This window comes from Rhodococcus sp. 077-4, from assembly GCF_047782425.1.
Classification (GTDB): domain Bacteria; phylum Actinomycetota; class Actinomycetes; order Mycobacteriales; family Mycobacteriaceae; genus Rhodococcoides.
The window spans coordinates 489,061-515,040 of record NZ_JAJPWC010000003.1; the positions used below are offsets into that span (position 1 = coordinate 489,061).

28 protein-coding genes and 1 pseudogene are annotated in these 25,980 nt (G+C 64.0%); 8 read left to right on the forward strand and 21 right to left on the reverse strand.

Annotated features, from left to right (window positions below; translation table 11 throughout):
- The first annotated feature begins 241 nt into the window (after positions 1-241).
- Complete coding sequence (locus ACNEOT_RS18635) at positions 242-1,180, forward strand: endonuclease/exonuclease/phosphatase family protein (protein WP_415975855.1); 939 nt, start codon at positions 242-244, stop codon at positions 1,178-1,180.
- Positions 1,181-1,199: 19 nt separating this feature from the next.
- Here ACNEOT_RS18635 and ACNEOT_RS18640 read toward each other — a convergent pair whose 3' ends face one another.
- Positions 1,200-2,555 (reverse strand): Hsp70 family protein, encoded by a 1,356-nt coding sequence (locus ACNEOT_RS18640; RefSeq protein WP_415975857.1) that lies wholly within the window; start codon positions 2,553-2,555, stop codon positions 1,200-1,202.
- A gap of 143 nt (positions 2,556-2,698) precedes the next feature.
- Between ACNEOT_RS18640 and ACNEOT_RS18645 the strand changes: the two genes are divergently transcribed.
- Both ACNEOT_RS18645 and ACNEOT_RS18650 read left to right on the forward strand, forming a co-directional pair.
- Positions 2,699-3,208: a low molecular weight phosphatase family protein gene (locus ACNEOT_RS18645; protein WP_415975858.1), complete on the forward strand. Its 510-nt coding sequence runs from the start codon at positions 2,699-2,701 to the stop codon at positions 3,206-3,208.
- Positions 3,209-3,298: 90 nt separating this feature from the next.
- Entirely contained in the window at positions 3,299-3,676 is a 378-nt protein-coding gene (locus tag ACNEOT_RS18650; RefSeq protein ID WP_415975859.1) for a hypothetical protein, read from the forward strand.
- A gap of 9 nt (positions 3,677-3,685) precedes the next feature.
- On the opposite strand, the gene ACNEOT_RS18655 is transcribed toward ACNEOT_RS18650, so the two are convergent.
- The 3 genes from ACNEOT_RS18655 to ACNEOT_RS18665 are packed head-to-tail and all read right to left on the reverse strand — an operon-like array spanning position 3,686 to position 6,361.
- Positions 3,686-5,473, reverse strand: coding sequence for an ABC transporter ATP-binding protein (locus ACNEOT_RS18655; RefSeq protein WP_415975860.1), 1,788 nt, complete (start codon positions 5,471-5,473; stop codon positions 3,686-3,688).
- A gap of 30 nt (positions 5,474-5,503) precedes the next feature.
- Positions 5,504-5,959: an ATP-binding protein gene (locus ACNEOT_RS18660; RefSeq protein ID WP_415975862.1), complete on the reverse strand. Its 456-nt coding sequence runs from the start codon at positions 5,957-5,959 to the stop codon at positions 5,504-5,506.
- Between the two features lie 21 nt (positions 5,960-5,980).
- Positions 5,981-6,361 carry an STAS domain-containing protein gene (locus ACNEOT_RS18665; RefSeq protein WP_415975864.1) on the reverse strand — a complete coding sequence of 127 codons (381 nt, stop codon included), beginning with the start codon at positions 6,359-6,361 and terminating at the stop codon, positions 5,981-5,983.
- Positions 6,362-6,458: 97 nt separating this feature from the next.
- Between ACNEOT_RS18665 and ACNEOT_RS18670 the strand changes: the two genes are divergently transcribed.
- Both ACNEOT_RS18670 and ACNEOT_RS18675 read left to right on the forward strand, forming a co-directional pair.
- Positions 6,459-6,869: a fluoride efflux transporter FluC gene (locus tag ACNEOT_RS18670; protein WP_415975866.1), complete on the forward strand. Its 411-nt coding sequence runs from the start codon at positions 6,459-6,461 to the stop codon at positions 6,867-6,869.
- Positions 6,866-7,231: a CrcB family protein gene (locus tag ACNEOT_RS18675; protein WP_415975868.1), complete on the forward strand. Its 366-nt coding sequence runs from the start codon at positions 6,866-6,868 to the stop codon at positions 7,229-7,231. The genes ACNEOT_RS18670 and ACNEOT_RS18675 overlap by 4 nt, the downstream gene beginning before the upstream one ends.
- An 11-nt stretch (positions 7,232-7,242) precedes the next feature.
- Here the strand turns inward: ACNEOT_RS18675 and ACNEOT_RS18680 are convergent, their stop codons facing one another.
- From ACNEOT_RS18680 to ACNEOT_RS18715, 8 genes are all read right to left on the reverse strand, one after another.
- A complete protein-coding gene (locus ACNEOT_RS18680; protein WP_415975870.1) occupies positions 7,243-7,815 on the reverse strand; it encodes a YdcF family protein in 573 nt (190 codons plus the stop codon).
- Positions 7,816-7,869: 54 nt separating this feature from the next.
- Entirely contained in the window at positions 7,870-8,076 is a 207-nt protein-coding gene (locus tag ACNEOT_RS18685; protein WP_032396107.1) for a hypothetical protein, read from the reverse strand.
- Between the two features lie 79 nt (positions 8,077-8,155).
- Complete coding sequence (locus ACNEOT_RS18690; RefSeq protein ID WP_415975872.1) at positions 8,156-8,890, reverse strand: MerR family transcriptional regulator; 735 nt, start codon at positions 8,888-8,890, stop codon at positions 8,156-8,158.
- Between the two features lie 80 nt (positions 8,891-8,970).
- The gene (locus tag ACNEOT_RS18695; protein ID WP_415975874.1) at positions 8,971-9,207 is read right to left on the reverse strand and encodes a hypothetical protein; all 237 of its coding nucleotides are present in this window, start codon (positions 9,205-9,207) and stop codon (positions 8,971-8,973) included.
- A gap of 21 nt (positions 9,208-9,228) precedes the next feature.
- On the reverse strand, positions 9,229-10,752 hold the full coding sequence (locus ACNEOT_RS18700; protein ID WP_415975875.1) for a flavin-containing monooxygenase: 1,524 nt from the start codon (positions 10,750-10,752) through the stop codon (positions 9,229-9,231).
- Positions 10,749-11,669 carry a ferritin-like domain-containing protein gene (locus ACNEOT_RS18705; protein WP_415975876.1) on the reverse strand — a complete coding sequence of 307 codons (921 nt, stop codon included), beginning with the start codon at positions 11,667-11,669 and terminating at the stop codon, positions 10,749-10,751. The genes ACNEOT_RS18700 and ACNEOT_RS18705 overlap by 4 nt, the downstream gene beginning before the upstream one ends.
- Before the next feature lies 1 nt (position 11,670).
- The gene (locus tag ACNEOT_RS18710) at positions 11,671-12,549 is read right to left on the reverse strand and encodes an SDR family NAD(P)-dependent oxidoreductase (RefSeq protein ID WP_415975878.1); all 879 of its coding nucleotides are present in this window, start codon (positions 12,547-12,549) and stop codon (positions 11,671-11,673) included.
- Positions 12,549-13,553: an alpha/beta hydrolase gene (locus ACNEOT_RS18715; protein WP_415975880.1), complete on the reverse strand. Its 1,005-nt coding sequence runs from the start codon at positions 13,551-13,553 to the stop codon at positions 12,549-12,551. Before ACNEOT_RS18715 ends, ACNEOT_RS18710 begins: the two co-directional genes overlap by 1 nt.
- Before the next feature lie 163 nt (positions 13,554-13,716).
- On the opposite strand from ACNEOT_RS18715, the gene ACNEOT_RS18720 reads away from it, so the two are divergent.
- Entirely contained in the window at positions 13,717-14,763 is a 1,047-nt protein-coding gene (locus tag ACNEOT_RS18720) for a 2Fe-2S iron-sulfur cluster-binding protein (RefSeq protein WP_415975882.1), read from the forward strand.
- A 151-nt stretch (positions 14,764-14,914) separates the two neighbouring features.
- On the forward strand, positions 14,915-16,264 hold the full coding sequence (locus ACNEOT_RS18725) for an ABC1 kinase family protein (RefSeq protein WP_415976361.1): 1,350 nt from the start codon (positions 14,915-14,917) through the stop codon (positions 16,262-16,264).
- A gap of 48 nt (positions 16,265-16,312) precedes the next feature.
- On the opposite strand, the gene ACNEOT_RS18730 is transcribed toward ACNEOT_RS18725, so the two are convergent.
- The 7 genes from ACNEOT_RS18730 to ACNEOT_RS18760 all read right to left on the reverse strand — a co-directional run bounded on the left by ACNEOT_RS18730 (position 16,313) and on the right by ACNEOT_RS18760 (position 22,814).
- Positions 16,313-17,611 (reverse strand): hypothetical protein, encoded by a 1,299-nt coding sequence (locus ACNEOT_RS18730; protein WP_415975884.1) that lies wholly within the window; start codon positions 17,609-17,611, stop codon positions 16,313-16,315.
- Complete coding sequence (locus ACNEOT_RS18735; protein WP_415975886.1) at positions 17,608-18,000, reverse strand: hypothetical protein; 393 nt, start codon at positions 17,998-18,000, stop codon at positions 17,608-17,610. Before ACNEOT_RS18735 ends, ACNEOT_RS18730 begins: the two co-directional genes overlap by 4 nt.
- A complete protein-coding gene (locus ACNEOT_RS18740) occupies positions 17,997-18,176 on the reverse strand; it encodes a hypothetical protein (RefSeq protein WP_415975888.1) in 180 nt (59 codons plus the stop codon). The genes ACNEOT_RS18735 and ACNEOT_RS18740 overlap by 4 nt, the downstream gene beginning before the upstream one ends.
- A complete protein-coding gene (locus ACNEOT_RS18745) occupies positions 18,173-20,092 on the reverse strand; it encodes a hypothetical protein (RefSeq protein WP_415975889.1) in 1,920 nt (639 codons plus the stop codon). Before ACNEOT_RS18745 ends, ACNEOT_RS18740 begins: the two co-directional genes overlap by 4 nt.
- 167 nt (positions 20,093-20,259) lie before the next feature.
- Entirely contained in the window at positions 20,260-21,084 is an 825-nt protein-coding gene (locus ACNEOT_RS18750; protein WP_415975891.1) for an SDR family oxidoreductase, read from the reverse strand.
- A 142-nt stretch (positions 21,085-21,226) separates the two neighbouring features.
- Entirely contained in the window at positions 21,227-21,901 is a 675-nt protein-coding gene (locus ACNEOT_RS18755; RefSeq protein ID WP_415975893.1) for a winged helix-turn-helix transcriptional regulator, read from the reverse strand.
- 43 nt (positions 21,902-21,944) lie between these two features.
- Positions 21,945-22,814, reverse strand: coding sequence for an alpha/beta fold hydrolase (locus tag ACNEOT_RS18760; protein WP_415975894.1), 870 nt, complete (start codon positions 22,812-22,814; stop codon positions 21,945-21,947).
- A gap of 62 nt (positions 22,815-22,876) precedes the next feature.
- On the opposite strand from ACNEOT_RS18760, the gene ACNEOT_RS18765 reads away from it, so the two are divergent.
- Positions 22,877-24,493, forward strand: a complete 1,617-nt coding sequence (locus tag ACNEOT_RS18765; protein WP_415975896.1) for a DHA2 family efflux MFS transporter permease subunit — start codon at positions 22,877-22,879, stop codon at positions 24,491-24,493.
- A gap of 50 nt (positions 24,494-24,543) precedes the next feature.
- Here ACNEOT_RS18765 and ACNEOT_RS18770 read toward each other — a convergent pair.
- Both ACNEOT_RS18770 and ACNEOT_RS18775 read right to left on the reverse strand, forming a co-directional pair.
- A pseudogene (locus ACNEOT_RS18770) lies at positions 24,544-25,158 on the reverse strand (TetR/AcrR family transcriptional regulator); the annotation flags it as partial.
- Positions 25,155-25,976, reverse strand: coding sequence for an alpha/beta fold hydrolase (locus tag ACNEOT_RS18775; protein ID WP_415975897.1), 822 nt, complete (start codon positions 25,974-25,976; stop codon positions 25,155-25,157). The pseudogene ACNEOT_RS18770 and the gene ACNEOT_RS18775, both read right to left, overlap by 4 nt.
- Positions 25,977-25,980: the final 4 nt, after the last annotated feature.

Sequence of the window (25,980 nt, forward strand, 5' to 3'; positions counted from 1 at the left end):
GGTAGGATTGTTTTTGCCGGACGAACTACCTCCTGGGCCACCACCTCGACAGCAACAGAATCCGCCCCCGGTAACGAGGGCAGTCACAGAGCGAGCAGTCGGTTCCGCGCCGGTAATGCTGGTGCGCAGCCTGTTCGTGATGACACTTACACAATGGCTCTGAGCTGGGCACATGCCGAGTCTAGACAACACCTGACACATTTATGCCCAACTCGGGCACTCGATAGGAGGGACAAGCGCAATGCGCCGTTTCGCATCCAGCGCAGCGCTGGTCGTCGGTTGGATTCTGACTGCCGCCGCCCTGGGAATGTTCCTCGTCCGGCAGATCGGTGTGACAGAGATCACGTTTGTTGCTCTCGTCGTCGGTGCTCCCTACCTCGGCGTCGTCTCGATCATCGCGTTGATCCTGTTCGCCGCTGCTCGCTCCCGCATCGGATCGGCCGTCGCCGTCGTACTCACGGTCGCTGTCGTCGGAGTTCAGGTGCCGATGTTCCTTGCCGACGGACCCGACAACTCCGGATCCGACGTGAAGGTCCTGACGACCAACGTCGCCCACGGAGATGCCGACGCCGCGGCGATCGTCGACGCAGTACGTACCCACGACGTCGACATACTCGCAGTCCAGGAACTGACCCCCGAGGAAGTGACCGACCTGCAGGCCGCGGGTATCGACGAGCTCCTCGCGTTCTCGTTCACCGCTGCGCTCCCGGTCGCCGACGGCACCGGGCTGTGGAGCCGCACCCCACTGACCGAGGGCACCCGCCTGGACAATTTCGGATTCGTGCCGGTCCAGGCGCGAACCACTGTCGACGGGCAGGATCTGACCCTCGTCTCGTTCCACGCGATGTCACCGGCCACGCCGCGGCACACCACCCAGTGGGATGCCGATCTGGCCAGGATGCGGTCGATCATGGAGAGCTACCAGGGAACAGTGATCGTTGCGGGCGATTTCAACGCGACCGACGACCACCGGCAGTTCCGCACCTTGGCGTCGTCCCCGTTCTCCGACGCGGCCGACGCGGCAGGTGCGGGCCTGTTTCGCACGTTCCCGTCGGATCGACCACTGGCGCGGTTGGACCATGTGGTGACGAGCGAGAACGTCCGCGCCGATTCGGTGGAGCCGTTGGCGATTCCGGAGAGCGATCACCTCGCCGTCCTCGCCGAACTGCAGCTGCCCTAGGGCCGCCCCGAAACTCCGACTAGAAGCGCGGCAGCTGAATGACCGGCGCGGGGGGCAGCTGGATCTGCGGCAACTGGATCTGCGGCAGACCGGGGATCAGCGGCGGCGGCGGCGCTGGAGCAGGCGCAGCGGGCGGTACGTATTCCGGCTCGGAATAGGTGCGAGCCGGGGCCTGCGGAGCTTCGGTGGTCGGCACCGCGGTGGTGGTCGGTGCCACTGTGGTGGGTGCCGTCGTCGTTCTCGGCGTCGTGGGTACCGCGGTGATCGGAACAGTCGTCTCGGCCGGCGCACTCGTCGGTTCCGTCGAGCTACCGCCGTAACCGAGCGACAGGCCGAGAGCAGCGACGGCAACGAGGCCACCCGCGACGAGTACCGCACCGCGCACCTTGCGCTTGGAGTCGGCCGGCTTGTCGGGGGCAGGTTCGGGGCTCAACCACTCCGGAGCCCCGGTCAGCGATGCGGGATCGGACGGCGACTGCCGAACGCCCGGCTGGGGTCCCGGTCGACGCGGCGCGTCGGCCACCGGAGTCGCAAGCAGGGCCGCCCCGCGGGCGGCCACCGATTCCGGATCTGCCGGGGTGACGACCGGAAGGCCGATCCAGGCGCTGAGGATTGCTTCCACCAACGGAATGCGTGCTCCACCGCCGATCAGGAAGAGAGCGTCGACGTGCTTGGGCGAACGGCCGATCACATCACGCACCAACCGCGCGGAGTACTCGATCGGCACGGTCACCAGTGTCTCGAATGCTTCGCGCGAGATCAGGATGACGCCGCCGTCGCCGGGCAGGCACACCGCGCCGCTGGTCGAGAGCTGTTCTTTGGCCACACGGCACCGCGCGGTGAACTCGCTCAGTTCCTGGTTGTCGGCAATGTCGACGCCCTGCTTGGCCAGCTGATTGTCCGAGATGAGCCGATCGAAGTCGTCGCCGCTGATGTCGATGGTGCGTTCGGCGAGCAGAACCTGACCGGTACCGCGGTCGATCACGCTGATGGTCAGCCCGGAGCTGCCGAGGTCGTAGAGCGCGATGGTGCCGAAGTGTCCCAGCTCGCCCGATGCCTCGAGGTACTGCAATGCTGCTCGCGCCTCGGGAACCAGTCGATAGTTGTAGAGCCGCTGGCTCGCCATTGCCTGCTGGATTTCGCCGAACTGCTGCTGGTCGCGATACGCGACGCCGGTCGCTTGCACCGGCCCACCGTCGCCCGGCTGCGAGAGCACGACTCCGATCGACTCGGCGGCCAATTCCTCTGCGCGATCCCAATAGGCATCGACGGTGTCGTGATGGAAATCGAGGCGACCCGAATCCTGGGGGCGCGCGTCGGGACGAGCCATGCGTACTGCACTGGCCCCCACCGACACACCGAGAACTTCGGTCATTACCCGCCCTTTGTCGACTTCCCCGTGAACACACGCCGAGACTCTTTGTCACGAACCAGTCTCGATCCCCCTACCGAAGGCTCACTGTAGCGCGTCCCGCGGTGCACAGTGCAGCACCCGACCTCACCACTACAGTTGCGAACATGCGCGTTCTGTTCGTCTGCACCGGTAACATCTGCCGATCGCCCACGGCCGAGCGCCTTGCGGCCGCGTTCGCTCGGGAGGGTGGATTCGAGCTGAGCGCGAGCAGCGCCGGGACGCAGGGTTTGACCGGACACGCGATGGATCCGACGGCCGCGATGGTGCTCACGCAGCTCGGCGGCGATCCGGAGGGTTTCGTTGCCCGACGCCTCACGCCTGCGATCGCTGCCGACGCTGACCTGGTCCTGACGATGACGGCGGCGCATCGGGACGCCGTACTGGCTCTGGCACCGCGACAGATGCGACGTACCTTCACCCTGCTCGAGGCGTCCGGTCTGGCCACCGCGTCGGGTGCCGACTCCCTTGCGGCGCTGGCCGACGCGCGGGCGGTACACCGCGTCGACACCCTCGACATCGGTGATCCGTACCGCCGCGATCCGTCGGTGTACGAGCAGGCCGGGGAGCTGATCGCGGAGACGCTGCCCAACGTTCTGCGGTTGTCGTCGCAGTGAACGTCCACCTCTCGCCGCGTCGCTCGCTGAGGTAACGTTCTCGCATCATTGCCGACCATCCGGGTTCGGCCACGGCGTTAGGGTCTGTGCATGCGCGACAAGGTCATCGCGTTGGCAGCAGTGGCGTGCGCAGGAGTGGCCGTCGCAGTCGGATTGACCATCGGCGCTCTCGGTGGCGCGTTCGACGACACGACTCAGACCGTGCGTCCGCCCGCGCTGAAGTCCGACGATCTGAACTCGGTCCAGGCGACGGCGAGCGGGACGATCGTCACCGTTCCGCCCTCCCCCACCTGGCAGGTCGCTGTACCCACCACCGCGCGCCCCACGACGACGACTCCGAACCGACCCGAGACGACGACCCGAAGCCCTCGCCGCACAACGAGTTCGGACCGGACGACAACCACCTCCGAGGAGGATTCTGGTGAGGAGAGCACCACGACCGAGTCCGATTCCGATTCCGGACGATAGACACCGGATTCAGCTGGGTGCCGTCAGCGAAGTGTTGTCACCGATTCGCAACGCGGCCACCAGTTCTCGGTAGAGCGAGTCGGTGTTCATCAGTTCCTCGTGCGTACCCCTGGCGCGGACAGCTCCGTCTTCCATCACGAGGATCGTGTCGGCGTCGAGCACGGTGGACAACCGGTGCGCGATGGTGACGACAGCAGCGTCGGACGCGATCGATCGGATCACCTCGTGGATGGCCGCCTCGGTGCGGCCGTCGACCTGAGCCGTCGCCTCGTCGAGCAGCAGAATCTCCGGGCGACGAACGATGGCCCTGGCCAATGCAATTCGCTGCCGCTGACCGCCGGACACTGTCGATCCGATCAGGTCGGTGTCCAGTCCCTCGTCCAACGCTCGGATCGCCGAGTCCAGATGCACCGACTCGAGCGCCGCCCAGATGTCGGCCTCGCTGGCCTCGGGGTGGCTGAACAGCAGGTTCTCGCGAATCGATCCAGGAATCACCGGCGTCTCCTGCTCCACGTACGACAACCGGGCTCGCACCTCGTCGATGGTCAGCTCCTCGTACGGGATTCCGCCGAGCCTGATCTCGCCGGCCTCCGGCGTCAGGAAACGCAGGATCAACGAGAACACACTGGTCTTACCTGCTCCCGACGGTCCGACGATCGCCGTGTGTCCACGCGCAGGCACCTGGAAGTCGATACCGTGCAGGGCAGGCTCTCTACCCGGTGCGTATCGGGCTGTGACACTGCGAAATTCGAGAGCGGGGGCAGGCGCTGCGGTGTGCCCCGGCTGAGTCGACCGGGTCTCACCCACTTCGGTGACCAGGTCGTCGATCTGGCGAATGCGGGCAGCCGCAGCCATTCCGGCCTGCAGTGCGGTGATGTTCGTGGCCAGCGTGGACACCGGCCCCATCACTTGGAATGCGTACAGCAGAAAGGCGATCAGACTCGACACGGCCAACTCGCCGGTACTGACGCGATAGCCGCCCAGACCGAGGATTCCGATGATCGCCAATTGCACTCCGCCCCCGGCGAACGTCCATGCCAGTGCCGAGATCTTGACGGCCTGGACGCTGTGCTGAGCGGAGATTCGCGCCTCGGAGATCACTCGGTCCGATTCGCGGGTCTCCGCCCTGCTGGACTTCACGGTGCGAATCGCACGTAGAGTGCCGTCGAGAATTCCGCCGAGCCTGCCCACCGCTTCTTGCGATTGCCGCTGCGCGACGGCAATCGGAGGCATCAGACGCGCGAACAGCACCGCGATCGCAACGATGGCCGAGGCGATCGCGCCGAGCAATACCAGATCGAGAACGGCCATGAGAATCAGCGCGCCGACGAGGCCGACCACACTGTTGACTATGGCCACCAGGGCATTCGACGTCGCCTCACGCAACAGCACGGTGTCGGAGGTGACCCGAGTGACCAGTTCTCCGGTGGGTCGAGTGCCGAGGCTTCCGACCGTGGCCCCGAAGTACTTGCGCACAATGGACTTACGCGCGTCCAGCACCACTCGCTCGGCCAACACTCCCAGTACGATCCACTGCAGATACAGCACCAGCGAACCCACCACGAGCAGACCCACCAACACCAGCACCGGTTGGATCAACGACGCGTCGGTGCCGAGGCCGTCGAGCACTCCCTTCGCAACCATCGGCGTCGCCAGGGCCGTTCCGGTGCCGACGAGGCCGAGTGTCATTCCCAGCAGGAGGGCGCGACGGTGCGGACGAACGAACTGCCACAGCACGCGCAGATTCGGAACCGTTATCTTCTTCTTCTCGGCTGTAGCGAGCTGCACGTCGACCATGCCACCAGTGTGCCGGACAAGAGAGTCGGCCTAGGTCGCGTCCCAGATCATGTGCACGGTCGTACCGTCCTGATCCGACGTCACCGCGGCGCTGTCGGCCAACGCCCGCATCAGCGGCACCCCACGCCCGCGGTTGGGATCGGAGTTGTGCGACGCCCAGTCCCCGCGATCGGTCACCTCGACTTCGATCCGCCCGTTCGCAGCACACGAGACCCGAATATCCAGAGTCCCGCGATCGGTGTGGTCACGATAGGCATGCTCGACGCTGTTCGCTATGGCCTCGTACGTCGCCAGCACCACGTCGTACGCGCGGTCTGCACCGACGCCGACACCGTTCAACCACTCACCGAGTTCACGACGCAGCTCCGACGCTCGGTCGGCATCGGCAGGTTCGCCGGTGAACAGCAGTTCTTCCATTCGCGCACCTGCCGTCGAGATCGAACTGTCGGTACGTGACTCGTCACCTCCGAAGAGAGTCGCCATCATGAATCCCGACTACCCAAAAGTTCAGGATCTACCCGCATGAATTGCAATGATTGCTTCATCGACCGTTGCATAGATTCCGAACACCTCGTCCAGGCCGACGAGAGTGAGGGGACGTCCGGTGGCCGGACCGTCCGCGACCACCGCAAACCCGGCCCGGCCGCCGAGTTGCTGATGCGTCGACGCCAGCAGAGACATGCCGGCGGAGGCGAGAAACCCCACATCGCTGAGGTCGATCACCACAGCCGTCGGCGACTTCTTCAGAACGAGAGCAACCGACTCGGACAGATCGGGAGCAGTGGCCAGATCCAGTTCGCCGGACACGGCCAGAACCACGTCCCGATCACGCCATTCCACATTCACATCGAAGTGCTGGGGCCCGAGGCCCGTGTCGTCCACAGTCACACGGAGACTTTACCCCGCTCCCACCGAACGCCGAAGTCACTCCGCAGGCTCCGCTCCCACCCAGCCGAGTCGTCCCACTCCCACTAGGCTCGTTTCGGTGATCGAGGGACTGCATTCCGCGGACCGTCGCGGATCTCGTCGTCGTCCGATCGGCGAGTACGTCGCGGTCACGATCGGTGGCGCGGTCGGTGCCGCGTTGCGGTACGAGGTCTGGACGTGGCGGTCGACGCCGCGGTGGCTGTTGATGAGCACGTTCGGCGTCAATGTGTTCGGGTGTCTCGTCGTCGGTGCAGCGCTGGGCTACCTGTGGGGCCGTCCGGCTCCGGTTGCCCGGGCAGGAGTATTCGGGTTGGCGTGCGGGTTCACCACGTTCGGCCTGTACGCGTTCCAGGCGGTGACGCATCGCGGGGCGTGGAATTCGGTTGTGTATCTGCTCGCGACGCCGGTGGTTGCGCTGCTCGCGATGGCACTGGGCGCGGCGATCACCAAACCGGGCCGCACTCGATGACGACGATGATTCTGGTGGCCGCCGGAGGTGGCCTGGCGGCGCTCGGGCAGTTCGTGTTCTCGTATGCGATCCGGTCTCGGCGACGGTTGTCGGCGCTCAATCTGGTGGCGTGTGCGGCGTTGGGGTTGGTGTTCGCGCTCGATCCGCCGGATGCGTTTCGTTCGCTCGTCGGCATCGGATTCCTGGCGTCGGTGGCTCCCTTGGCTGCGGTTGCGCTGGCTACGCTCCGGCTCACCCGAGATCGGCAGTACCGAAGTGCTGCAGTGTTCTTCACGGCCAACGTGGTGGGCGGAATCGCTGCGGTGATGTTCGGATTCCTGGCCTGGAAGTCCGGAATCACGCTCTATCACAAGATCTTCTGACCCGGCAGCGATCAATCGGCCGAGCCCTCGCACGGCCCTTGCACGCCGGCCTTGACGTATCCCGCGATCTGATACAGGTACGTGAACTCCCATTCGACGAGGGAGAAGTCGTAGGTGCGCGGCGTCGGACGCATGGTGACGGTGCCGTCGAAGCACTGATCGAAGATGTATCGGGCGCGAGGCAGGTGGTAGCGCCACGTGACGACGATGACGTGGTTCCATCCCCGTTCGCGGGCGAGTTCCTGTGTGAAGATCGCTTCTCCGCGCGTGGTCGACGGAACCGGCGGAATGCACAGCACCTCGTACTTGTCCGAGGACGTCGCGCAGGCCTTTTTCATCGTGGGGTCGGTGGTTCCGTACGGATCGGAGAGCACCACGGTCTTCGCCAGACCCTGCTCGGCGAGCGAGATGCCGTACGACTCGCGGCCGTCGTGTTCGCCACCCAGCACGACGATGGCGTCGGCGGTGGTCAGCGGATCCATACGGGCCTTGGTGAAGGCGATGTACCCGCCCACGCCGATCAGCGACACCAGGACGACGGGGATCGCGAAGGCGAGAAACAGCAACCAGCGTCCGCGGAACACCTCACCAGGTTAGGGAAGGTGCACCGCGGGCGCGCGGTCAGCGACTCAGATCACTCACTCGCTGGGCTGCGGAACGGTGACGTTGCAGTCGGTCACCTCGGGGTTGATGCCGAAGTAGTTGAGTGGTCCTGCCACGACGGTCAGGGCGATGGTGCCCGCGCCTGCGCAGTTCTCGGGCGCGCTCTCGAAGTCTCCACGCTGGTACGACGCGAATGCGCCGATTATCAGCCAGACGAGAACGATCAATGTCACGAACCTCATGGTGCCCCCTTAGGCGGTCAGCCGCCGTTCGGCTGTCGGGAGCCAGGTATGTCCGTTTGTCGCAGTATTCAAACCATGGCTAGTCGGGCTGCCTGGACAGGGTTTGTGACAGGTAGTCGCCAAGGGCTCGTTCCTGGACGCGGTCGAGCGCGCGGGCAAGTTCCGCCTGCGCAGATTTCATCGCCAGGCTGCGCATCTTCTCGAACATCTCGGTCGTCTCGGCCACCTCCCCCGACTTGGGAAGCCAACCCGGACCGTGTTGCGCCAGCAAGTGATCGGTCACGCTCCGTACCATCGACTCCGCGATGGTGTTCATCGTCGACGCGGTTCTCTCGTGCTGGTCGAGCAGTTGTTCCAGGGTGAAGCCGTACTGGCTCAGATCGACGAACACTTCGAGGAGAGTGGGGTCGAGTATCTCGGCCTGATCCCCGTCGATCCTGATCAGCTTCGCTTCGATCAGTCGGGCGACGATGTCGTCGTTGCCCTCACCGAGAAACTGGGCGATCAATTCGACGGGAATGATCGTGGTCTCGGCCGACGACCACTTACGAGTGACGATTTCCTGCAGGCCGAGGATTTCTTCCAAGTCCTTGCCCTGCTCCCAGCCCGCGAGGAAATCGGCGATGTGCGCCGAGGTGAAACCGCGCTGCAGCAGCGAATCGATCACCTTGAGCCGCGTCAGATGGTCGTCACCGTAGATACCGACACGGCCTCGAAGGGTGGGCGGTGGGAGCAGTCCGCGTTCCTGATACGCCCGCACATTGCGGGTGGTCGTCTTGGCCTCTCGGGCCAAGTCGTCGATTCGATACTCCACCGAGCTCCCTACCTCCACCGCGCGTCGACCCACAGGATATACGTCGACCGCGTGGTGGAAGAGGGAGCGGGCTCGGTACGTCATCGCACGGGGCGTTCGCTCTCGTGCAGCGCTTTCACTTGTTCGGCGATGCCCTCCACCAGATCGAGCGCGCCGAGTTTTTCGTCGAGTGTGCTCAGCAGCTCGTGCACCTTGGCCAGAGTCGCCGCCACCTCGTCGAGGGTTCCGTCGACTCGTCCGAGCACCTCGTCGACGTTGCCCAGCGCCTTGTCGGCCCGACCGATCAGGTCGGCCGGATTCTTCGGAAGAAATCCCATCGTCTTCTTCTTTCCGCTGTGTCAGGAGTGGGCGACGACCTGGAGGGGTTCCGGCGGCATATCGACGCGGCGCGGGATGGTGGCGTAGTCGTCCTGCTCGACACCTCTGAGCTGGCCGACGTACTGAGTAGCGAAACCGGGGAACATGGTGGCGTTGAAGCCATCCTCGGTGAGATACCAACTGCTGCAACCGGAATTCCAGGTCGTCTTCGCCAGCTTGCGCTGCAATTCGGCGTTGTACGCATCCTGTACGTCCTGCCGAACGTCGCAGTTGTGCAGATCGCCGTCGAGCACCAGAGAGATAGCCTCGACGATGTAGTCGATCTGCGCCTCCATGTAGACCAGAGCCGAGCTGTGGCCGGGCCCCGAGTTCGGTCCGAAGGTGAAGAACATGTTCGGGTAGCCCGAGACTGCAATGCTCTTGTACGCCTTGGCCCCTGCGCTCCATTCGTCGGCGAGCACGCGAGCGTCGCGGCCGGTGATCGGAATGGGCGTCCCGGTGTTGGACACATCGAATCCGGTGGCGAACACGATGGCGTCGAACTGATGCTCGACACCTTCCACGGTTCGAATTCCGTTGGGCGAGAGCGTCGCGATCGGCCAGGTCACCAGTGTGCAGTTCGGCTTCTGCAGCGCTGGGTAGTAGTCGCTCGTCATCAGCAGGCGCTTGCACCCCGCCCGGAAGCGAGGTGTCAGTTGCCGCCGCAGCCAGGGATCGCGAACCTGAGAACGCAGATGGGCGCGGCCGACCAGTTCGACGATACGGGTCAACGGGGTCTTCCAGACGACACCGAGTGCGACGGATTCGTGACCCCAGAACCACAACGAACGCGCCAGGGTCTGAGTCTGCGGGTACCGCGCGTACCGGCGCTTGGTGCCGGCCTGCGTCTTTCGATTGATCCGGGGCAGCGTCCAGCCCGGGGTGCGTTGGAAAACCTTGACCGTGTCGGCGATCTTCACCAGTTCGGGCACGATCTGCACCGCGCTCGCCCCGGTGCCGACGACGGCGACCTTCTTGCCTGCGAAGTCGTAGTCGTGATCCCACCGGGCACTGTGAATCTTGCGACCCTCGTAGGTGTCGATTCCACGGATGTTCGGCAGACTGGCGTTGGCGAGTGGGCCCGAGGCCATCACCACCGTGCGAGCCCGAACATCGGCGCGGCCGTCGATGCTCAGGTGCCAGTGCCCGGCCGCCTCGTTCCAGATGATGTCGATGACGTTGTGTCCGAATCGAATTCGCGATTCGATGTCGAACTCACCGACCATCGTGTGAATGTAGTCGAGGATCTCTCCGCTACCGGAGTAGGTGTGCGACCAGTTCGGGTTGGGCGCGAAGCTGTACGAGTACAACCTGGACGGGATATCGCAGGCTGCGCCCGGATAGGTGTTGTCTCGCCAGGTCCCACCGACTGCGCTGCCGCGTTCGAGGATGACGAAGTTCTCGATTCCACTGTTACGCAATCGGATGGCCGTCCCGATTCCAGCGAATCCTGCACCGACGATCACTGCGTCGAGTACATCTTCACGCGCATCGAATTCGTTCATGCGACGGGCTCGTAGGTCAGTTCCTTGGACCAGGCGGGCTCGGAGTTGAGAGTCTTGGTGGGGTATCGACGAGTGAGCTTGACCAATCCGTCCGCAAGGCGGTGGTACGGGTGCTTGCGATCGATGACCATGCTGCCGTGCCACTGGACTATTCGGTACATCGGCACGCGGAGCGCCTCGGGGCTACGTTCCCCGACACTCTTGAACCGCTTCATCGCGGTGTACAGCCGCTCCTCGTCGACGCCCATCTCGACGATGTTGTCACGCATCTTGTTGAGCAGCGGGATGTACCGAAGCGTTCCGACGATGAGGGCCGGGTTCATCCAGGCACCGACGGTATCGACCAGGATCTTGCGCATCCGGGAATGCCCCAGCAGTTCGATCACCGCGAAATCGACTGCCAGATGACGCGATTCGTCGGAGTTGATCTTCTTGAACACGGCCTGACACACCGGGTCGTCGATCTCGTCCATGATGAACTTCACGAGCGCACCGTCCAGCGCGACCTCGAGCATCGGTATGACGGTTCCCAGTACGGCCAGTGACAACCCGTCGGAATGCTTGTCGAGCCAGTCGATGACGAGCTTGACGTTGATGTTGGGCTCGGGCATCTGGTCACCGTCGAGCATGCCCCAGCGCCGCATGAGTGCGAGCTCGGCGTTGGCATGTTTCTGCTCTTCGGCATGGAAGTAACGGTAGATCTCGGCCAGCGTCTCGTTGGGTGCCTTCAAGGCCATCGCAGCGAACCCGCGTGCTCCCACGTTCTCGATCCACATCAGGTCGGACATGAAGGGCTTGAGCTTGGCGTGTAGTTCGGGGCTGATGGTGTCGGCTCCCGGTCCGTCCCAGTCGATGTCGGCCAGCGCCCACTGACGGTCCTTGATCTTGGTCAGCATGTCTTCGAAATCCATTGCCATGTCAGGCTCCTGTGGTTGTGGAAGTGAGGGTTTCGGTCTTCGCCGGTTCCTGCTCGGCCGGCATCACCCGGTTCAGCAAACCGAGTACTCGCACGTAGACGGCGGGCAGCAGTCTCTTGAACCGCCAGACGGCTTTGGCGTCGAATTGGGGCACCACGTACAGCCGACCTCGGTCGAATGCGTCGAGGGTTCGGATGGCGATCTTGTCGGGTGAGCGTCCGGTCCAGCGCATCGCGAACTCCGCCAGCCGTGACGAACTCGAGGTGATTCGGCCGTCGACGGCCACGTTGGTCTTGACGAACGTGGGACACAGGACCGATACGCGGACACCGGTTCCCGACAGCTCAGCGGCCATCGTTTCCGACAATGACATCACTGCGGCCTTGCCGACGTTGTAAGGCCCCATCAACGGTGCGGCGGCGAAACCTGCAGCGGAGGCGACGTTGATGATTCCGCCCTCGCCGGCGGCGCGCAGCCCGGGGGTGAACACCTCGCAGCCGTGGATCACGCCCCACAAGTTTATCCCCAATGCCCAGTTCCAGTCCTCGAAACCGATGTCTCCGACGGGCTTTCCGCCGATCCCGACCCCGGCATTGTTGATGACTACTGTGGTCGGTCCGTCGAATTCGATGCCGGCACGAAGCGCCAACTCCTCGACGTTTTCACGAATCGACACGTCGCACTCGACGGCGTATCCCACGGCACCGAGTGCCTCGATCATGGCGACCGTCTCCTGCGCTCTGGGCAGTGAGATGTCGGCGCACATGACGACGCCTCCGCGGCGCGCCAGTTCCAGTGCGAACGCGCGGCCGATGCCGCTGCCCGCACCGGTCACGATGGCTCTGGATCCGTACGAGGGTTTTCCGGCCTTGGTTTTCATCAGCTCACCTGTTCCTTCGAATCATGTTGCACATCAGCGGTATCGAGCGAGTTTTCGACGAACTTCGATGCCCGTTCGAGTGCGTGGGCGGCCTCGGGCACCAACCGTGGGAGGGCCTGGAACACGTGCATCTGATCGGGCCAGATCTCGAGTTCGCAACTGCCGCCCGCCTTCTCGATCATCGAATGCAGGTGCCGCGCATCGCCCCGCAACATTTCGGCACCGCCCACTTGAATCAACGTGGGTGGCAGATCACGTACGAGGGCGAGGTCGAGCCGCAGCCGAGGCAGGTCGGACGCATTGCCGTCGGTGTAGAGCGCGACGAGTGCGCGGGCCGATGCTGCAGAGATCATCGGGTCCTTGCGGGTGCGTTCGGTCTGCGCCGAGAGCTCGAAATCGAGGTCGATCAACGGCGAGAACAACACCAGCGCGCCCGGCTGCGGCGTCCCGGTTCGGTCGTTCTCGATGATCAGGTCGGCGGCGAGGTGTCCACCGGCAGAGTCGCCCGCAATGACGATGTTCCGTGCGGAGTACCCCTGTTCGAGGAGCAGGCGGTAGGCGGATTCGATGTCGTCGGCTGCTGCGGGAAACGGGTGCTCCGGGGCCAACCGGTAGTCGACGGTGAACACCGGCAGCCCGGTCGAACTCGACAGACGGGCGGTCAGTCCGCGATGAGTACGGGCCGAGCAGATGACGTACGCGCTTCCATGGATGTAGAGAAGGACTCGTGGCCCGGATGTCACGCCGGCCGCGCGGACCCATTCGCCCCGGACGGGGCCGTCCACGACGAGGTCGATGGACGTTCCTTTCGGAACGGGACCGAGCAGGTTCATGGACGTGGCGACGATTCGTCGGGAGAACCGGATACCTCTGCGGGTCGTCGGTAGCACGTTCGTGAACGGCCGCAGCGACCATCGAGTGACGAAGGCCGCCAGGCGCGCTCGCGGTGAGCCGACGTCGGAGACGCCGGCCGGATGGAAACCGTGGCGGGAGGTTGAAGTCACCGAGTCAGCTTCATCCGCTACACGCCATTTGTCAATGGCCTATTAAATAGTGGCTCATTATGCAATAGTAAGGCTCGAGCCAAGCGAGCCACAGGAGAGAACGAGTGACGATGTTGTGCAGCTCGGATATGTCCTCACAGTTCGAGCCAAGGAGAATCCCGTCGTGAGCAACGCCCACGGAGCAGTCGAACTCGAGGTCGACCAGATCACCCACGAGACCTCGGATGCGATATCGCTGAGCTTTGTCGTACCCGAACACCGGACGGCGCAGTTCGCTTACCGGCCGGGGCAGTTCCTGACGCTCGAGATCCCCTGCACCGACGGCGGTTCGGTCGCCCGCTGCTATTCGTTCTCGAGCTCCCCGGTCCGTGACCCGCGTCCGACTGTGACCGTCAAGCGGATCGAGGACGGTCTCGCTTCACACTGGTTGCACGACAACGTTGTTCGCGGAATGCGATTGAACGCGCTGCCACCGTCGGGCATGTTCGGACCCGAGAACTGGGACTCCGATTTCGTCCTCATGGCGGCGGGCAGCGGCATCACCCCGATGCTGTCGATCATCAAAACCGCCCTGTTCCGGCACGACAACCGGATGACTCTCGTCTACGCGAACCAGAACCGCGAATCGGTCATCTTCGCGGAACAGCTCTCGGAGTTGCAGGCCCGGTTCCCCGATCGACTCGATGTCCACCACTGGTTCGCGTCGGACTCGGGGCTGCCCACCGCAGCGGGACTGGCCACGATGGACGTGATGGTTCCGGTCGACTACGAGGCCTTCTTGTGTGGCCCAACGCAGTACATGAACGTCGCCGAGGAGTGGCTGGCCCTTACCGGTACGACGGCACGCAGAACACATCGCGAGGTGTTCTCCTCCTTCGACTCCAACCCGTTTCGGATCGACGACGCCGCGCTGCCTCACGAGTCGGACGGGAAGTCCGTCACCGCTCAGGTCGAGATCGATGGGATCGAGACCGAGTTCGCCTGGAATGCAGACACGAAGCTTCTCGACCGTTTGCTCGAACTGGGGCTCGATGCGCCGTACGTGTGCCGCGAAGGAACATGCGGCGGGTGCGCGTACACGCTCACGGAAGGCACTGTGACCATGTTGGCCAACGAGACGCTCGACCAGCACGAGATGGCACACGGGGTCCGGTTGGCGTGCCAGTCCGTACCCGTGTCCGCGACGATTCGCGCGGTGTTCGACCGCTGATACCCAACGCAAGGTTCGGATGGTCTCGCGAAGCAGGAAGACGTAGGTGGTCGAGCCAGTGACGTCGCCGATCCCAGCGCCGGGCAATCGCACCGGCGATGCGTCTTCTTCGGGGCCGTACCGGGACGGTCCGCCTCCCGAAGCCCTTGTCATCGAGTATTCGGACCTCGCACACTTCGGTCTCACAGAATTGGGTCGAGCTGTCTGGATCACCGTCGTTCTCGCGACGGCGGCAGCCATTGCCGTCGTTCGCTGGCCGGTGTCCTGGCTCGGTAAACGGCGGCGCTTCACGGTCGCTCTCGCCGAAGGCATGGTGAAAGGATTCGCAGCGCTGGGGCCGACCTTCGTCAAATTGGGTCAGCTGATGGCGTCGTCACCCGGCGTCTTTCCCCCCGTTCTGGCCGATGCGTGTCTACGGCTGCTCGACGGAGTCCCCTCGGTCCCGGCACACCGAGCTCGCCGTGTGGTCGAACGCGACCTCGGTGGCAGGATCGAGGACCTGTTCGAGTCCTTCGACGACGTGCCGCTCTCGGCTGCGTCCGTAGCGCAGGTTCACGCCTGCGTGCTACCAGACGGGCGCGACGCGGTGGTGAAAGTGCAGCGGCCCCGGATTCGACGGCGCATGCGCGTCGATCTGCGGGTGGCGTTCGTAGGAGCTTCGCTGTTGGAGAGATTTTTCGAGTTCTTCAGGATTGCCAACGCAACGGTCATCGTCCGCGAAATGAACGATCTCACTGCCCTCGAACTGAACAGTGCTGCCGAGGCTCTGCGCCAGCAGAATTTCCGAGACAACCTGCACGTGTTCGGCGACAATGTGGGAGTCATGGTCCCTGAGATCTACTGGTCTCATTGCGGTCCGCGCGTGATATGCATGGAGAGGGTACGAGGAAGTCCGGTGGACCGGATCCGGCAGGGTGCCCACAGTGTTGTGGAACCGGAGTTGCTACTTCGACGCGGCGTGAAGGTGTGGCTGGAAGCTGTTGTGCTGCACGGTCCGTTTCACGGAGACGTTCATGCCGGAAACCTCTGGGCCCTCGACGACGGGCGAGTCGGATTTCTCGATTTCGGGATTGTCGGGGAACTACCCGTCGAGTGGCGCGAGGTACTACAAGCGATGTTCCGCGCGTCTTCGATAGACGGAAACTACACCGACGCCGCCCGAAGGATTCGCACACTCGGCCTGACCTCGGGAACACCCCTGAGCGACAAATTCATAGGTCTGCAACTGCGAGAACTATTCGAACCTGTTCTACGGCGCGGGGCGGCACAGGTGGAGTTGAGCACGCTCATCGCGTCGCTGGTCGACACGGGAAAGCGTTGGGGCATCGGTGCCCCTGAGGAACTGATTCTATTCGGAAAACAGTTGGGGTACTTCGAGAGATATTCTGCTGCGCTTGCACCCGACTGGGTTCTGGGCCGAGACTTGTTTCTGTTCAAGAACATTTTGCCCGATGAGGTCGCCCACGCAGTAATTGCCCAGGACATTGCGCTCCCCGACTGACGACGTATCACATTCCCGGGCGTGCGACGGAAGTCGAGTCCCGACACTTCAGGCACCGAACAACAGAAACAGCCCGAGAAACGTGTAGAGCACCATGACGATCATCAGAGCCAATTCCCCTAGCAGCGCATGCCTTTTCGGAATCAGTCGCAGTGCTGCGTCGTGGGCCAGCGTCACACCGGCGATATGCCCGATGACCACGCTCAGTACGGTGATCGTTGCAACGACCGACGGATGGGACGAGAGCGCATAGTTCACTGATGCGTCCGCGATGCCCAGTGGGTTCCACCCGCGGTCGAATGGATCGAACAACGTGAAGGCGGTCTGCTGACCTTTCTCCACCAGGTAGGTCAGGTAATGGGCGATGAAGTAGCCGACGACGATGGGGATCAGCGAGTGCGCGAGTAGGCCCGGCAATTGCCTGCGCCGCTCCTTGGTCACGCCCCCGGTTGCGCGAGCTGCCAGCGCGAAGATCCCGCCCACGACGGAAACACACGCCACGATCCCGAGCGTCCGCGCCACCACTGGATCACCGGCATCGCGCACCAGGTTCTTCCAGATCGGGGTCTGTGCCAGCGAGTCGAAGGCTGTGGAGCCCAGCAGCATCGCCATGACGGCAACGGTGCCTCGCTGGACGGGCAGCGTCGCAGCACCGTCGAGCGGGTTGCGCAGCATTATCCGACGCGTTTCGGGATCGCGCGCAGACGCCGACAGGCGCGCAACGGTATCGCTGAAGACTTCGAACGGGTCGGCTCGCGCGAACCATTTCTCGCCGAACACGAAGGCACCGGACAGCATGATCACCACGTACAGCAGGCACCACATCTGCACGGCAGCAACGGAACCCGGGTCGCTCGATGCAAGTTCGAGCCACACGAAGGTGAAGAGTCCAAAGACTGCGGGTAGCACACCGATGCCGTGCGGCAGAGTCCGACGAGTGCGCACCGGAAGCACCCGGTAGACGGCGCGGAGCGGGGACACGATGCGCCAGACGGGCCCGAAGATCAACGACGCGGGGACCAGTCCCACCCACACGAGTACGTAGAGCACTCCGAGCAGCACGTTCGACGAGTCCTGCGGTCCGATGACGGACGCGATGCCGACCCAGACCGACACCGCCACCGAGAGGGCACCGACCGTCCGGCGGAACACCGGCGAATCGACCATCCGGGCCAGCGGTGTCGTCGTCCAGTACCGCCTGGGGTTCAGTCGCGGTGTCTTCCACGCCAGCAACAGGAGTGCGAACGATGCTGCCAGCGCCCAGGCACCGCCGATGAGTGCGTAAGTGACGGGGATGGGGAGATCGGACGAGCCGCCCAGTCCGTGCGCGAAAAATGTCTCGCTCACGGCCGAACGAGAACCGTGGCGACGGTGACGTCGATTTCGTGCAGCTCGACGTCGACGGAACCGGGTACGTCGACGGTGAAGCGGAACTGCTGATCGTCGCCCACCGCGACAGGAAAGCTGTACTCCGGAACGGAATGCACGTGGATCTCGTCGACGGCATCGCTGTTCACCGTCAGTACGATCTCCTCGCCGACCTTGCCCTCGACGCGGCGATCGACCGGCGTCACTTCGCCACCGGCGATCGTCACATCGAGAGCCGTGACGCCAGCTGCGGTGGCAGCCGAGGTAGACACGGCCGTCGTTGTGGCGACTCCAGGAGACTCGGGTCCGGGTGACGAGCACCCCGCCGCCACAAGGGCCGCCAGCCCGACCACCAGTGCGCGCTTCACGCCGTGTCCTCCCTCTCGTTGGCATCCTTCAATTCGTTCTCGGCCCGCTCGGCCCGCCGGTCGCGTACGACGACGACGATTACAGCGAGGGCGATCACGAACGCCGGGATGACGGCCGGGAGTGCCAGTACGACAGGGTGATCCGCCAGGTAGATCACATTCGGGGGAGGCGTCATACGCGACTGCGCTCCTTGCTGCCTGTGTTCGCGGTGTTACCCGGAGTCGCGAGACCGATGCGAGCGGCGCCCCAGGACAGCGACCAGATCAAGGCCAACGAGCAAGCGAGCACGACGAGGCATGCTGCGGTGAAGAGCCATGCGGGGTGATCGAAGCTGCGCTCACGCTGAAGCAGCTTGGTCTCGTACTGCAGTTCGCGGGTGAATTGCGACGTGGCCGGAACCTCTTCGGCTCCGATGCCTTCGTCGGCGGCCATGAAGACGGGTGCGCCCGCCAAGGCGCGGCCGTCCTGTACGCGCAGGAACGTCTTCCACGTTCCGTCGACGGGTACCGAACGCGTCGAACGGTATTCGCCGGGGCCGGTGCGCTCGAGGTTGTCGACCACCAATCCGTGCAGCGAGTCGCCTGCGCCCTGCCACGCCAGGATGGACACCCATTCGGGGTCCTCGGAAACCAGTTCACTCGGGTCGATGCGCACGGTCGCGGTGACCATGCGAAATCCGTCGACACGAGGAGCGTCGGTCAGAGCTACGGTAACGGTCGAGCCCTGGGGGACGTCGATCATCAGGCCGTTGGCGACGCTGCCGCTGAGGACCAGCACCATGGCTACGACAACGGTGCGTCGGAGCGCCGGACGCGGAATGCCGTCGCCGGAGAGCGCCTGAGCGAACAGGCCGGCAGCCAACCCGACCACGAGCCCGGCCGGGACAGTGGTGGCCAGAGCTTCCACCCACATGCTGCTCGGCCATGGGTACAGGAAAACTGCGTCGACCCACAAGGACTCCAGGTACAGGCCCACGGTACCCACTGCAATGCCGGTGACGGCACCGAACAGGATTCGGCGCTCGACCAGCGCCGTCAGGCCCAGAATCTCCACCACGACGGCCATGCCGAGGTAGAGGGTGAACACACTGTGTGGCTCGCCGAGAACGGGTCCGACGAGGAGTGCCGTGATCTCCCGAACAACGGCGGCGAAGGCGACGGCGAACAATGCCGAGCCCCGGCCGACCATGAGCCGGGCGGCGACCAAAGCGAACGCTCCGGCCGCGGTCATCAGCAGCGGCTGGAAGACCAGGCGGAACTGCTCGACACCGAAGTCGTACTCGATCTGGAACACGGACAGACCGATGATCAAACCGCCGAACGCCGAGCTGCGCAGGAACCACGTGATTATCGACCGCTTGCGGGAATCCACTGCTTGCGCAGGATCCTGGCGGATCTCACCGTCCGGCGCACCGGCGGTCGCCGCCGTGGTGACTGCAGAGGCTGCCATGGCGACGCGACCTTCGTGTTCGAGCAGCAGGACGCCGACGAGCGAAAGTCCTGCACCACCGATGAGCATGAGGTGCGTCGGTCCCCATAGCGTCACGTCCTGACCGAACATGCGGTGCCAGATATCGTCCAGAGGGAAGCCGATGAGCGCATACAGGCCGGCACCGGCGATGAGAAGTCCGCCGGTGGGGGCGTACCAGGTTCGGGTGATCTTGATGGCTGCCGGACCCGGCTTTTCGTCACGCGGCAAGATGATGGCCAGCGCGCCGGTGATGAACAGGAAGAACAGTCCGACCAGAATGAAGTAGTGCGCCGGGTTGGCCAGCGGCCCCTCGTCGCGACCTCGCCCGATGTGCAAGCTCACATCCCAGATGAACCCGAAGAAGGCGGTGAGAATCGTCGACGTGAACAGGACGAGCGGGAGAGCCACCCACCCGGGTCGGTGCAACTTCTCGCCGGCGAAGTCGGCGAGCCGCTGCAGCCAGGTGATGCGTCCGGTCCGATGCATCACGGCGAGGTACAACAGAAAGAGCGAGATCACGCCTGCTGCCGCGGTCATCCCAAACACTTGATCGAGCGCAGCACCACCGCCGTCTTGAGCTACATAAAAGATGTTACTCGAGGTTACATCTAAATCATCCATGCATCGCATTATGTCTGCAACCGGGCGTCAACACCAGGGGGTGCAAGCAGCGCCTCGCAGACTCAGCGAAAATCCGCGACCGCACGTTCGTCGCCGCATCCCGGGCACCAACGCCCCCAGTTGCTCGAACGGGCAGGCGTGATGACCGACTGTGCGATTACGAATCGCTAGCCCTGGGCGAGCTCCGCGACCGGCTGCCACTCTTCCCACGTCGCGATCCGGCTCTCGTAGTCGGCCTTGGCCAGCTTGATCGGCAGATCGCCGAAGAAGCAACGTAGGGGCGGCTTTTCGGCATCGACGATCTCGAGAATGGCAGCTGCCGACGCAGTGGGATCGCCGGGTGCCGCCGCGCGCTGACTGCGAAGGCGGTCCGCTTCGGCGTGCACCTCCGCGTACGCGGGCAACGGCTCGGCGCGGCGGGACGAAGACCCGGCCCAGTCGGTGGAGTAGCCGGCGGGCTCGATCAGCGTCACGTGGATGCCGAAATCCGCGATCTCCAGAGCAAGCGATTGGGAGAACCCCTCCAACGCCCACTTCGACGCATGGTAGATGCCGGTGTTCCGAAACGCGGTTATACCGCCGATCGACGACACCTGGATGATGTGGCCGCTGCGCTGCTCCCGTAGATAAGGCAACACGGCCTGCGTGATCCACAGCGCACCGAAAACGTTCGTCTCGATCTGGTCGCGGGCGTCCTCTTCGGACAGCTCCTCGATGAAGCCGAACTGACCGTAACCCGCGTTGTTCACGACTACGTCGAGCCGCCCGAAGTGCTCATGGGCCTGCTTCACCGCGGCGAAGTCGGCAGTCCGGTCGGTGACGTCGAGCGCGATCGGTAGCAGCGCGTCGCCGTACTTCGCCGCAAGATCGTCGAGCGTCGAGACGTCGCGCGCCGTCGCCGCCACCTTGTCGCCGCGCTCCAATGCCGCGGCCGTCCACTGGCGACCGAAGCCGCGTGACGTCCCCGTGATGAACCACACCTTCTCGCTCATGCTGAATTCCCTTCATAGTCTGATGTTGGCTTGCGCAATGCCGCAGCGTGCGTGCCTGAGGGCTGATATCGGACCCTTCGGACCTGTGCATCGCCCTCGGCGCAGGTAGCGCGCAGCCCACATCGCGTTCCCTTGTGTGAGATCAGGGCCGAAGTTGGCCGAGCTCAGCTCCATATGTGTGGGCATATTTCGTGAACTCCCGCAGCTTGCGCCTCGCGTCGTCGCCGCCGACCACGACGATCTGGGAGTAGTCCATGGCCTGCCCAGCGAGAAAGCCGAAGACATCATCCGACTCTCCGGAGATCGTCACGTCGGCGGCAACGTCCCGAGAGCAGGGCACAGCGGTGAGGCCCTCGGGCCCGGCTTCCACCAGAATGTGATCGCCCTCCGAGTCGATTCGCAACCGTAGTGGCACAACAGTATCGCCGAAGTTCATCTCATTCGGATACAGCGACAGTATCGCGAAGCCGAGCCATCGACCTCGGCTGTTGTCGCCCCCTTTTCCGGCGGCCATATAGGGCACACCCCAGTGGGCCAACGCGACGAGGACGGGCTGGAGTGACCGGCCGCGTTCGGTGAGCGAGTAGACCTTCGCGGATGTAGGTGGTGGCGCGTCTTCGCTGTTCACCACGCCGGATTCGGCGAGCATGCGGAGCCGATCGGCAAGTAGGTTCGACGCGATCCCGGGCAGTGACCGCAGCAGGTCGGAGTATCGACTGGGGCCGATCAACAGCTCCCTGACGATCAGGAGCGTCCACCGATCGCCGACGACGTCGAGTGACCTCGCCAACGAGCAGAACTGGCCGTAGGACTTCATAACTCGACCTTACGTCGGACGATCACGCTCGACGTGTGTCGGTTCACGAGACGAGACCGGCGATGATGTCCGGGCGCTCGAGTGCGATGAAGTGTCCGGCACCGGCCACCGTCGTCGCCGTGGCCGCGGGAAGAAGCTGTCGATCGGCGATGCGGTCGGACTCACGAGACCAATCCCGCTCGCCGTACACCAGCTCCACGTCCGCGGTCACTGCCGAATATCGTTCTCGCGCTGCGATCATCGACGGTAGATTCCCGTAGACGGCCCGGGCGACTGCCGAATATCCCGGTCGCCGACCGACGTTCAACAATTCGTCGAGGTAATCGTCGGTGAGGGCCGAGGTGTCGACGAGTCCGCCCTGCAAGATCCGCCGCATGATCGGTTTCGGTTCCACGGCAGCTAAAGTGGGCCCGATGACGGGCGCAAGGACACCGGTGATGATCAGGCGTGCGAGGAGGCTCGATCGTTTGAGACCGTCTCGGTAGTCGTAGGGGTTCACCGCCACAACCTTCTTGATGCGACCGGGCATGTCGGCGGCGGTGGACAGTGCCACCACCGCACCGATGGATTCACCGACGAGGACGACATCGGTGAGGTCGCGTTCGATGATCAGTTGCACAACCGCTGCACGCAGCGCAGGTTCGTCGTAACTGGCACCGGGGACGATCTCCGAGTGACCCATGCCGGGAAAGTCGAGCGCGAACACGTGATGCTTGTCGGCGAGTCCCGGGAGGAGACGGTGGAAGTGTTCGGCTTGAGTGCGCACCGTGTGCAGGAGAACGATCGTCGAATCACCCTCTCCCGCTTCGAGATAGCGGAGACGGCCCTTGCCGGGACCACCCGGCGCAGCGAGGTACTTCGTGGTAGCGCCGGCGACCACCATCGTCGGTGTCAGCTTGGTGCTTGCAGTCATCGTTCCCCTTCGACCTCATTCAACTTGACAAAGTCACTCTAACACTTGAAATAATAAAGCGCATGCCACTCACATCCCACCGGCGACCGTCCGCGGTGACCGTCCTCGTCGCCCTCTGCACGGCCACGCTCGCAATCAGTTTGGCCACCACGGCCATCAACGTTGCATTGCCCTCCCTGTCCGTCGATTTCGCCGCCGACAACCGTCAACTGCAGTGGATCGTCGACTCCTACAACCTGGTGTTCGCAACCTTCGTTCTTGCGTTCGGCAGTCTCAGCGACCGATACGGCCGTAAAGGCGCGTTGCTCGCGGGTCTCGCAATCTTCGCCACCGGAGCCATCGGAGCGTCCTTCGCCGACAGCGCAGGCGAACTGATCGCCGGACAGGCCGTGATGGGCCTCGGCGCGGCGTTCGTGTACCCGACCACGTTGTCGATCCTGTCGAACGTGTTCACCGACCGGGCCGCGAAAGCGAAAGCCATCGGCCTCTGGGGTGCAACCACCGGAATCGGAGTCGCCTGCGGCCCCATCCTCGGGGGATGGCTTCTCGAAAACTTCTGGTGGGGCAGCGTTTTCATTGCTCTCGCTGTCGGCGCTGGTATCGCAATGCTCGCCACGGCCCAGATCGTGCCGACCTCGAAGGACCCCGCAACTCCGAGCATCGACTACGGCGGCCTCGTGCTGTCCGTCCTGGCCGTGGGCACCCTTGTCTACACAGTCATCGAAGCACCCGAACACGGTTGGCGGAGCGCAGCGACACTCGGCGGATTCGCTTTGGCCGCACCTCTTTTCGTCGCGCTGGCACTGTGGGAACGCAGCCGCACCGAGCCCATGATCGATGTCCGACTGTTCGCGAACATGCGCTTCACCGCAGCCAGTGCAGCGGTCACCTTCGCCTACTTCGCGCTGTTCGGCTTCATCTTCCTCATCACCCAGTACTTCCAGCTCGTTCGCGATTACGGGCCCCTCGAAACCGGGCTGAAGTTCATCCCGGTCGCGTCCGCCATCGCCCTCGGGTCGGTTCTCGGAACACTCCTTGCCGTGCGAATCGGAAACAAGATCGTCGTCACCACAGGACTGCTGCTGTTCACCGGTGCGTTCATCTGGATTGCGACGCTGAGCCAGTCGACCAGCTACCTCGAGATCGCCGGCCAGATGATCCCCCTCGGTCTCGGTCTGGGATTGACTTCCGCGCCGGCCACCGAAGCGATCATGGGTGCCGTCTCCAAGGACAAGGCCGGTATCGGCTCGGCCATGAACGACGCCACCCGAGAAGTCGGCGGCACCTTGGGGGTTGCGATCATCGGCAGCGTCTACGCGTCTCTGTATGCGAGCTCCCTCGACGGCACCGACAGCCTGAACAGCCTTCCCGGTGAGATCGCCTCCACCGTCAAGGAATCGGTTGGGTCCGCCGTTGTGGCGTCCGGACGGATTGCCGAGGCCGGCAACGCCGAGCTCGCCGGATCCGTCGTCGATGCCGCCAAATCCGCCTTCCTCGACGGACTGACCGCAGGTGCCTACGTCGCGGCCGGTGTCACGTTCGTCGGAGCGATCCTCGTCGCGGTCTTCTTACCGTCCAGGCCCGGCACTGGCGATGACGACGGTGAACAGGACGAACTGTTCGAGGATGTCGACCGCATACTGATGGACAGCCGCGACGTCGAGGACGACCGTGTGTGACTCAATGAGTGAGGCTCCGAAGTGAACGCCGCAGCGGAACCCGCTGCGCGCGCGATCCCCGCAATTCCGCCCCACACCATCATGGTGAGGTAGTCGACGAGTTCCTCGGATGACACGGTGCGGTCGTATATCCACCAATGTGTTGCCAACCGAACCGCGCCGATCATGGCGAAGGCAATCGGTACGGCACCGTCCGTCGAGAAATCTCGAGTTCGCATCCTGTCGGCGGTGACAGTGCTCAGCAATTCCGCGATCGATTGCTCCGACGCCGTGATGATCTCGCGGTTCTGTGCGGCGGCCGTGCTGGCGTGTACGTAGATGTAGACCTCGAGATCGGAGGCCACCGTCGTGACGTATGCCGAGATCACTGCTCGGGTGAGCTGGTACTCGTCGAGGTCCTCCGAGAGTGCGTCGTGGATCCGAGGCACCAACACCGTCTCGATGTACCGCTCCATCGTGGCGTCGGTCAAGCCCTTCTTGTCGGTGAAGTACTTGTACAGAACGGTTTTCGAGACGCCGTTCGCCGAAGCGATCTCGTCGAGTCCGATACCGTGCCCGTGCTGCCGGATCGCTGCCAGCGTGCCGTCGAGCAGGTCCCGCCGCCGCGTGATCCGGTGATCACGCCACCGGTGACTTCGTCCGTCCACCTTCCGCGGTGCGGTCATGCCTGCTGTGGGACCGGCCGCGAACCGTTCAACAGAATGGAGGCGACAAGTTCGGGATCGTCCGTCATCGGCACATGCCCCAACCCCGCATACGTGGTGACCTCTGCCTGCGGAAAGATTCGGCGTACCAGCGGTGCCTGGTACACCGGCAGTACCCAGTCCCGACGGCCCCACGCGACGGTGACGGGAACGCTCTCGTCCACCGGAATGCTGAAGCGTGGCTCGGCATTTCCAGCCGCGTCGATCGCTAGGTTGGTGGTGATGCTCAGCGCGTCGATCGTGGCCGCGGCCACGGGAACTCGCCAGGGCTTCGCGTAGAAGACAGAGTTGGCGATCGTGCGACCGACGACATTCTTCATGACGGCGGGTGCGATCGGAGCGATCAGTCGTGACAACGCCCGCAGCAAACGAAAAACGAGCAGCGCCCGCGTCTGATCCCAGTGTCCGCGAAAGAAACCGGCAGGCGACAGCGCGGTCGCTGAAGCCACCGACCCCCTGGCCGCGAGTTCGAGGGCAAAGTATCCGCCCAACGAATTCCCGGCGACGTGTGGCTTTTCGCCGTCGACGGACACCAGCCGCAGAAAACGCTCCAGTTCGGCGACGATCCACGGACCCAGGTCGAATTCCTCCGTCGGCAGATCAGGTGACGCACCGTGTCCCGGAAGGTCCACGGTCACAACTCGTCGATGGCGCGCCAATGCGTCGACCACGCCGTCCCACGCATGCTGCCGGTGCACGATCCCGTGAATGAGCACCAGCGTTGGGCCCTCACCTCGGATGGTGTGCGCAAGCGCCCGTCCGTCGATATCGGAAGTCACTTCA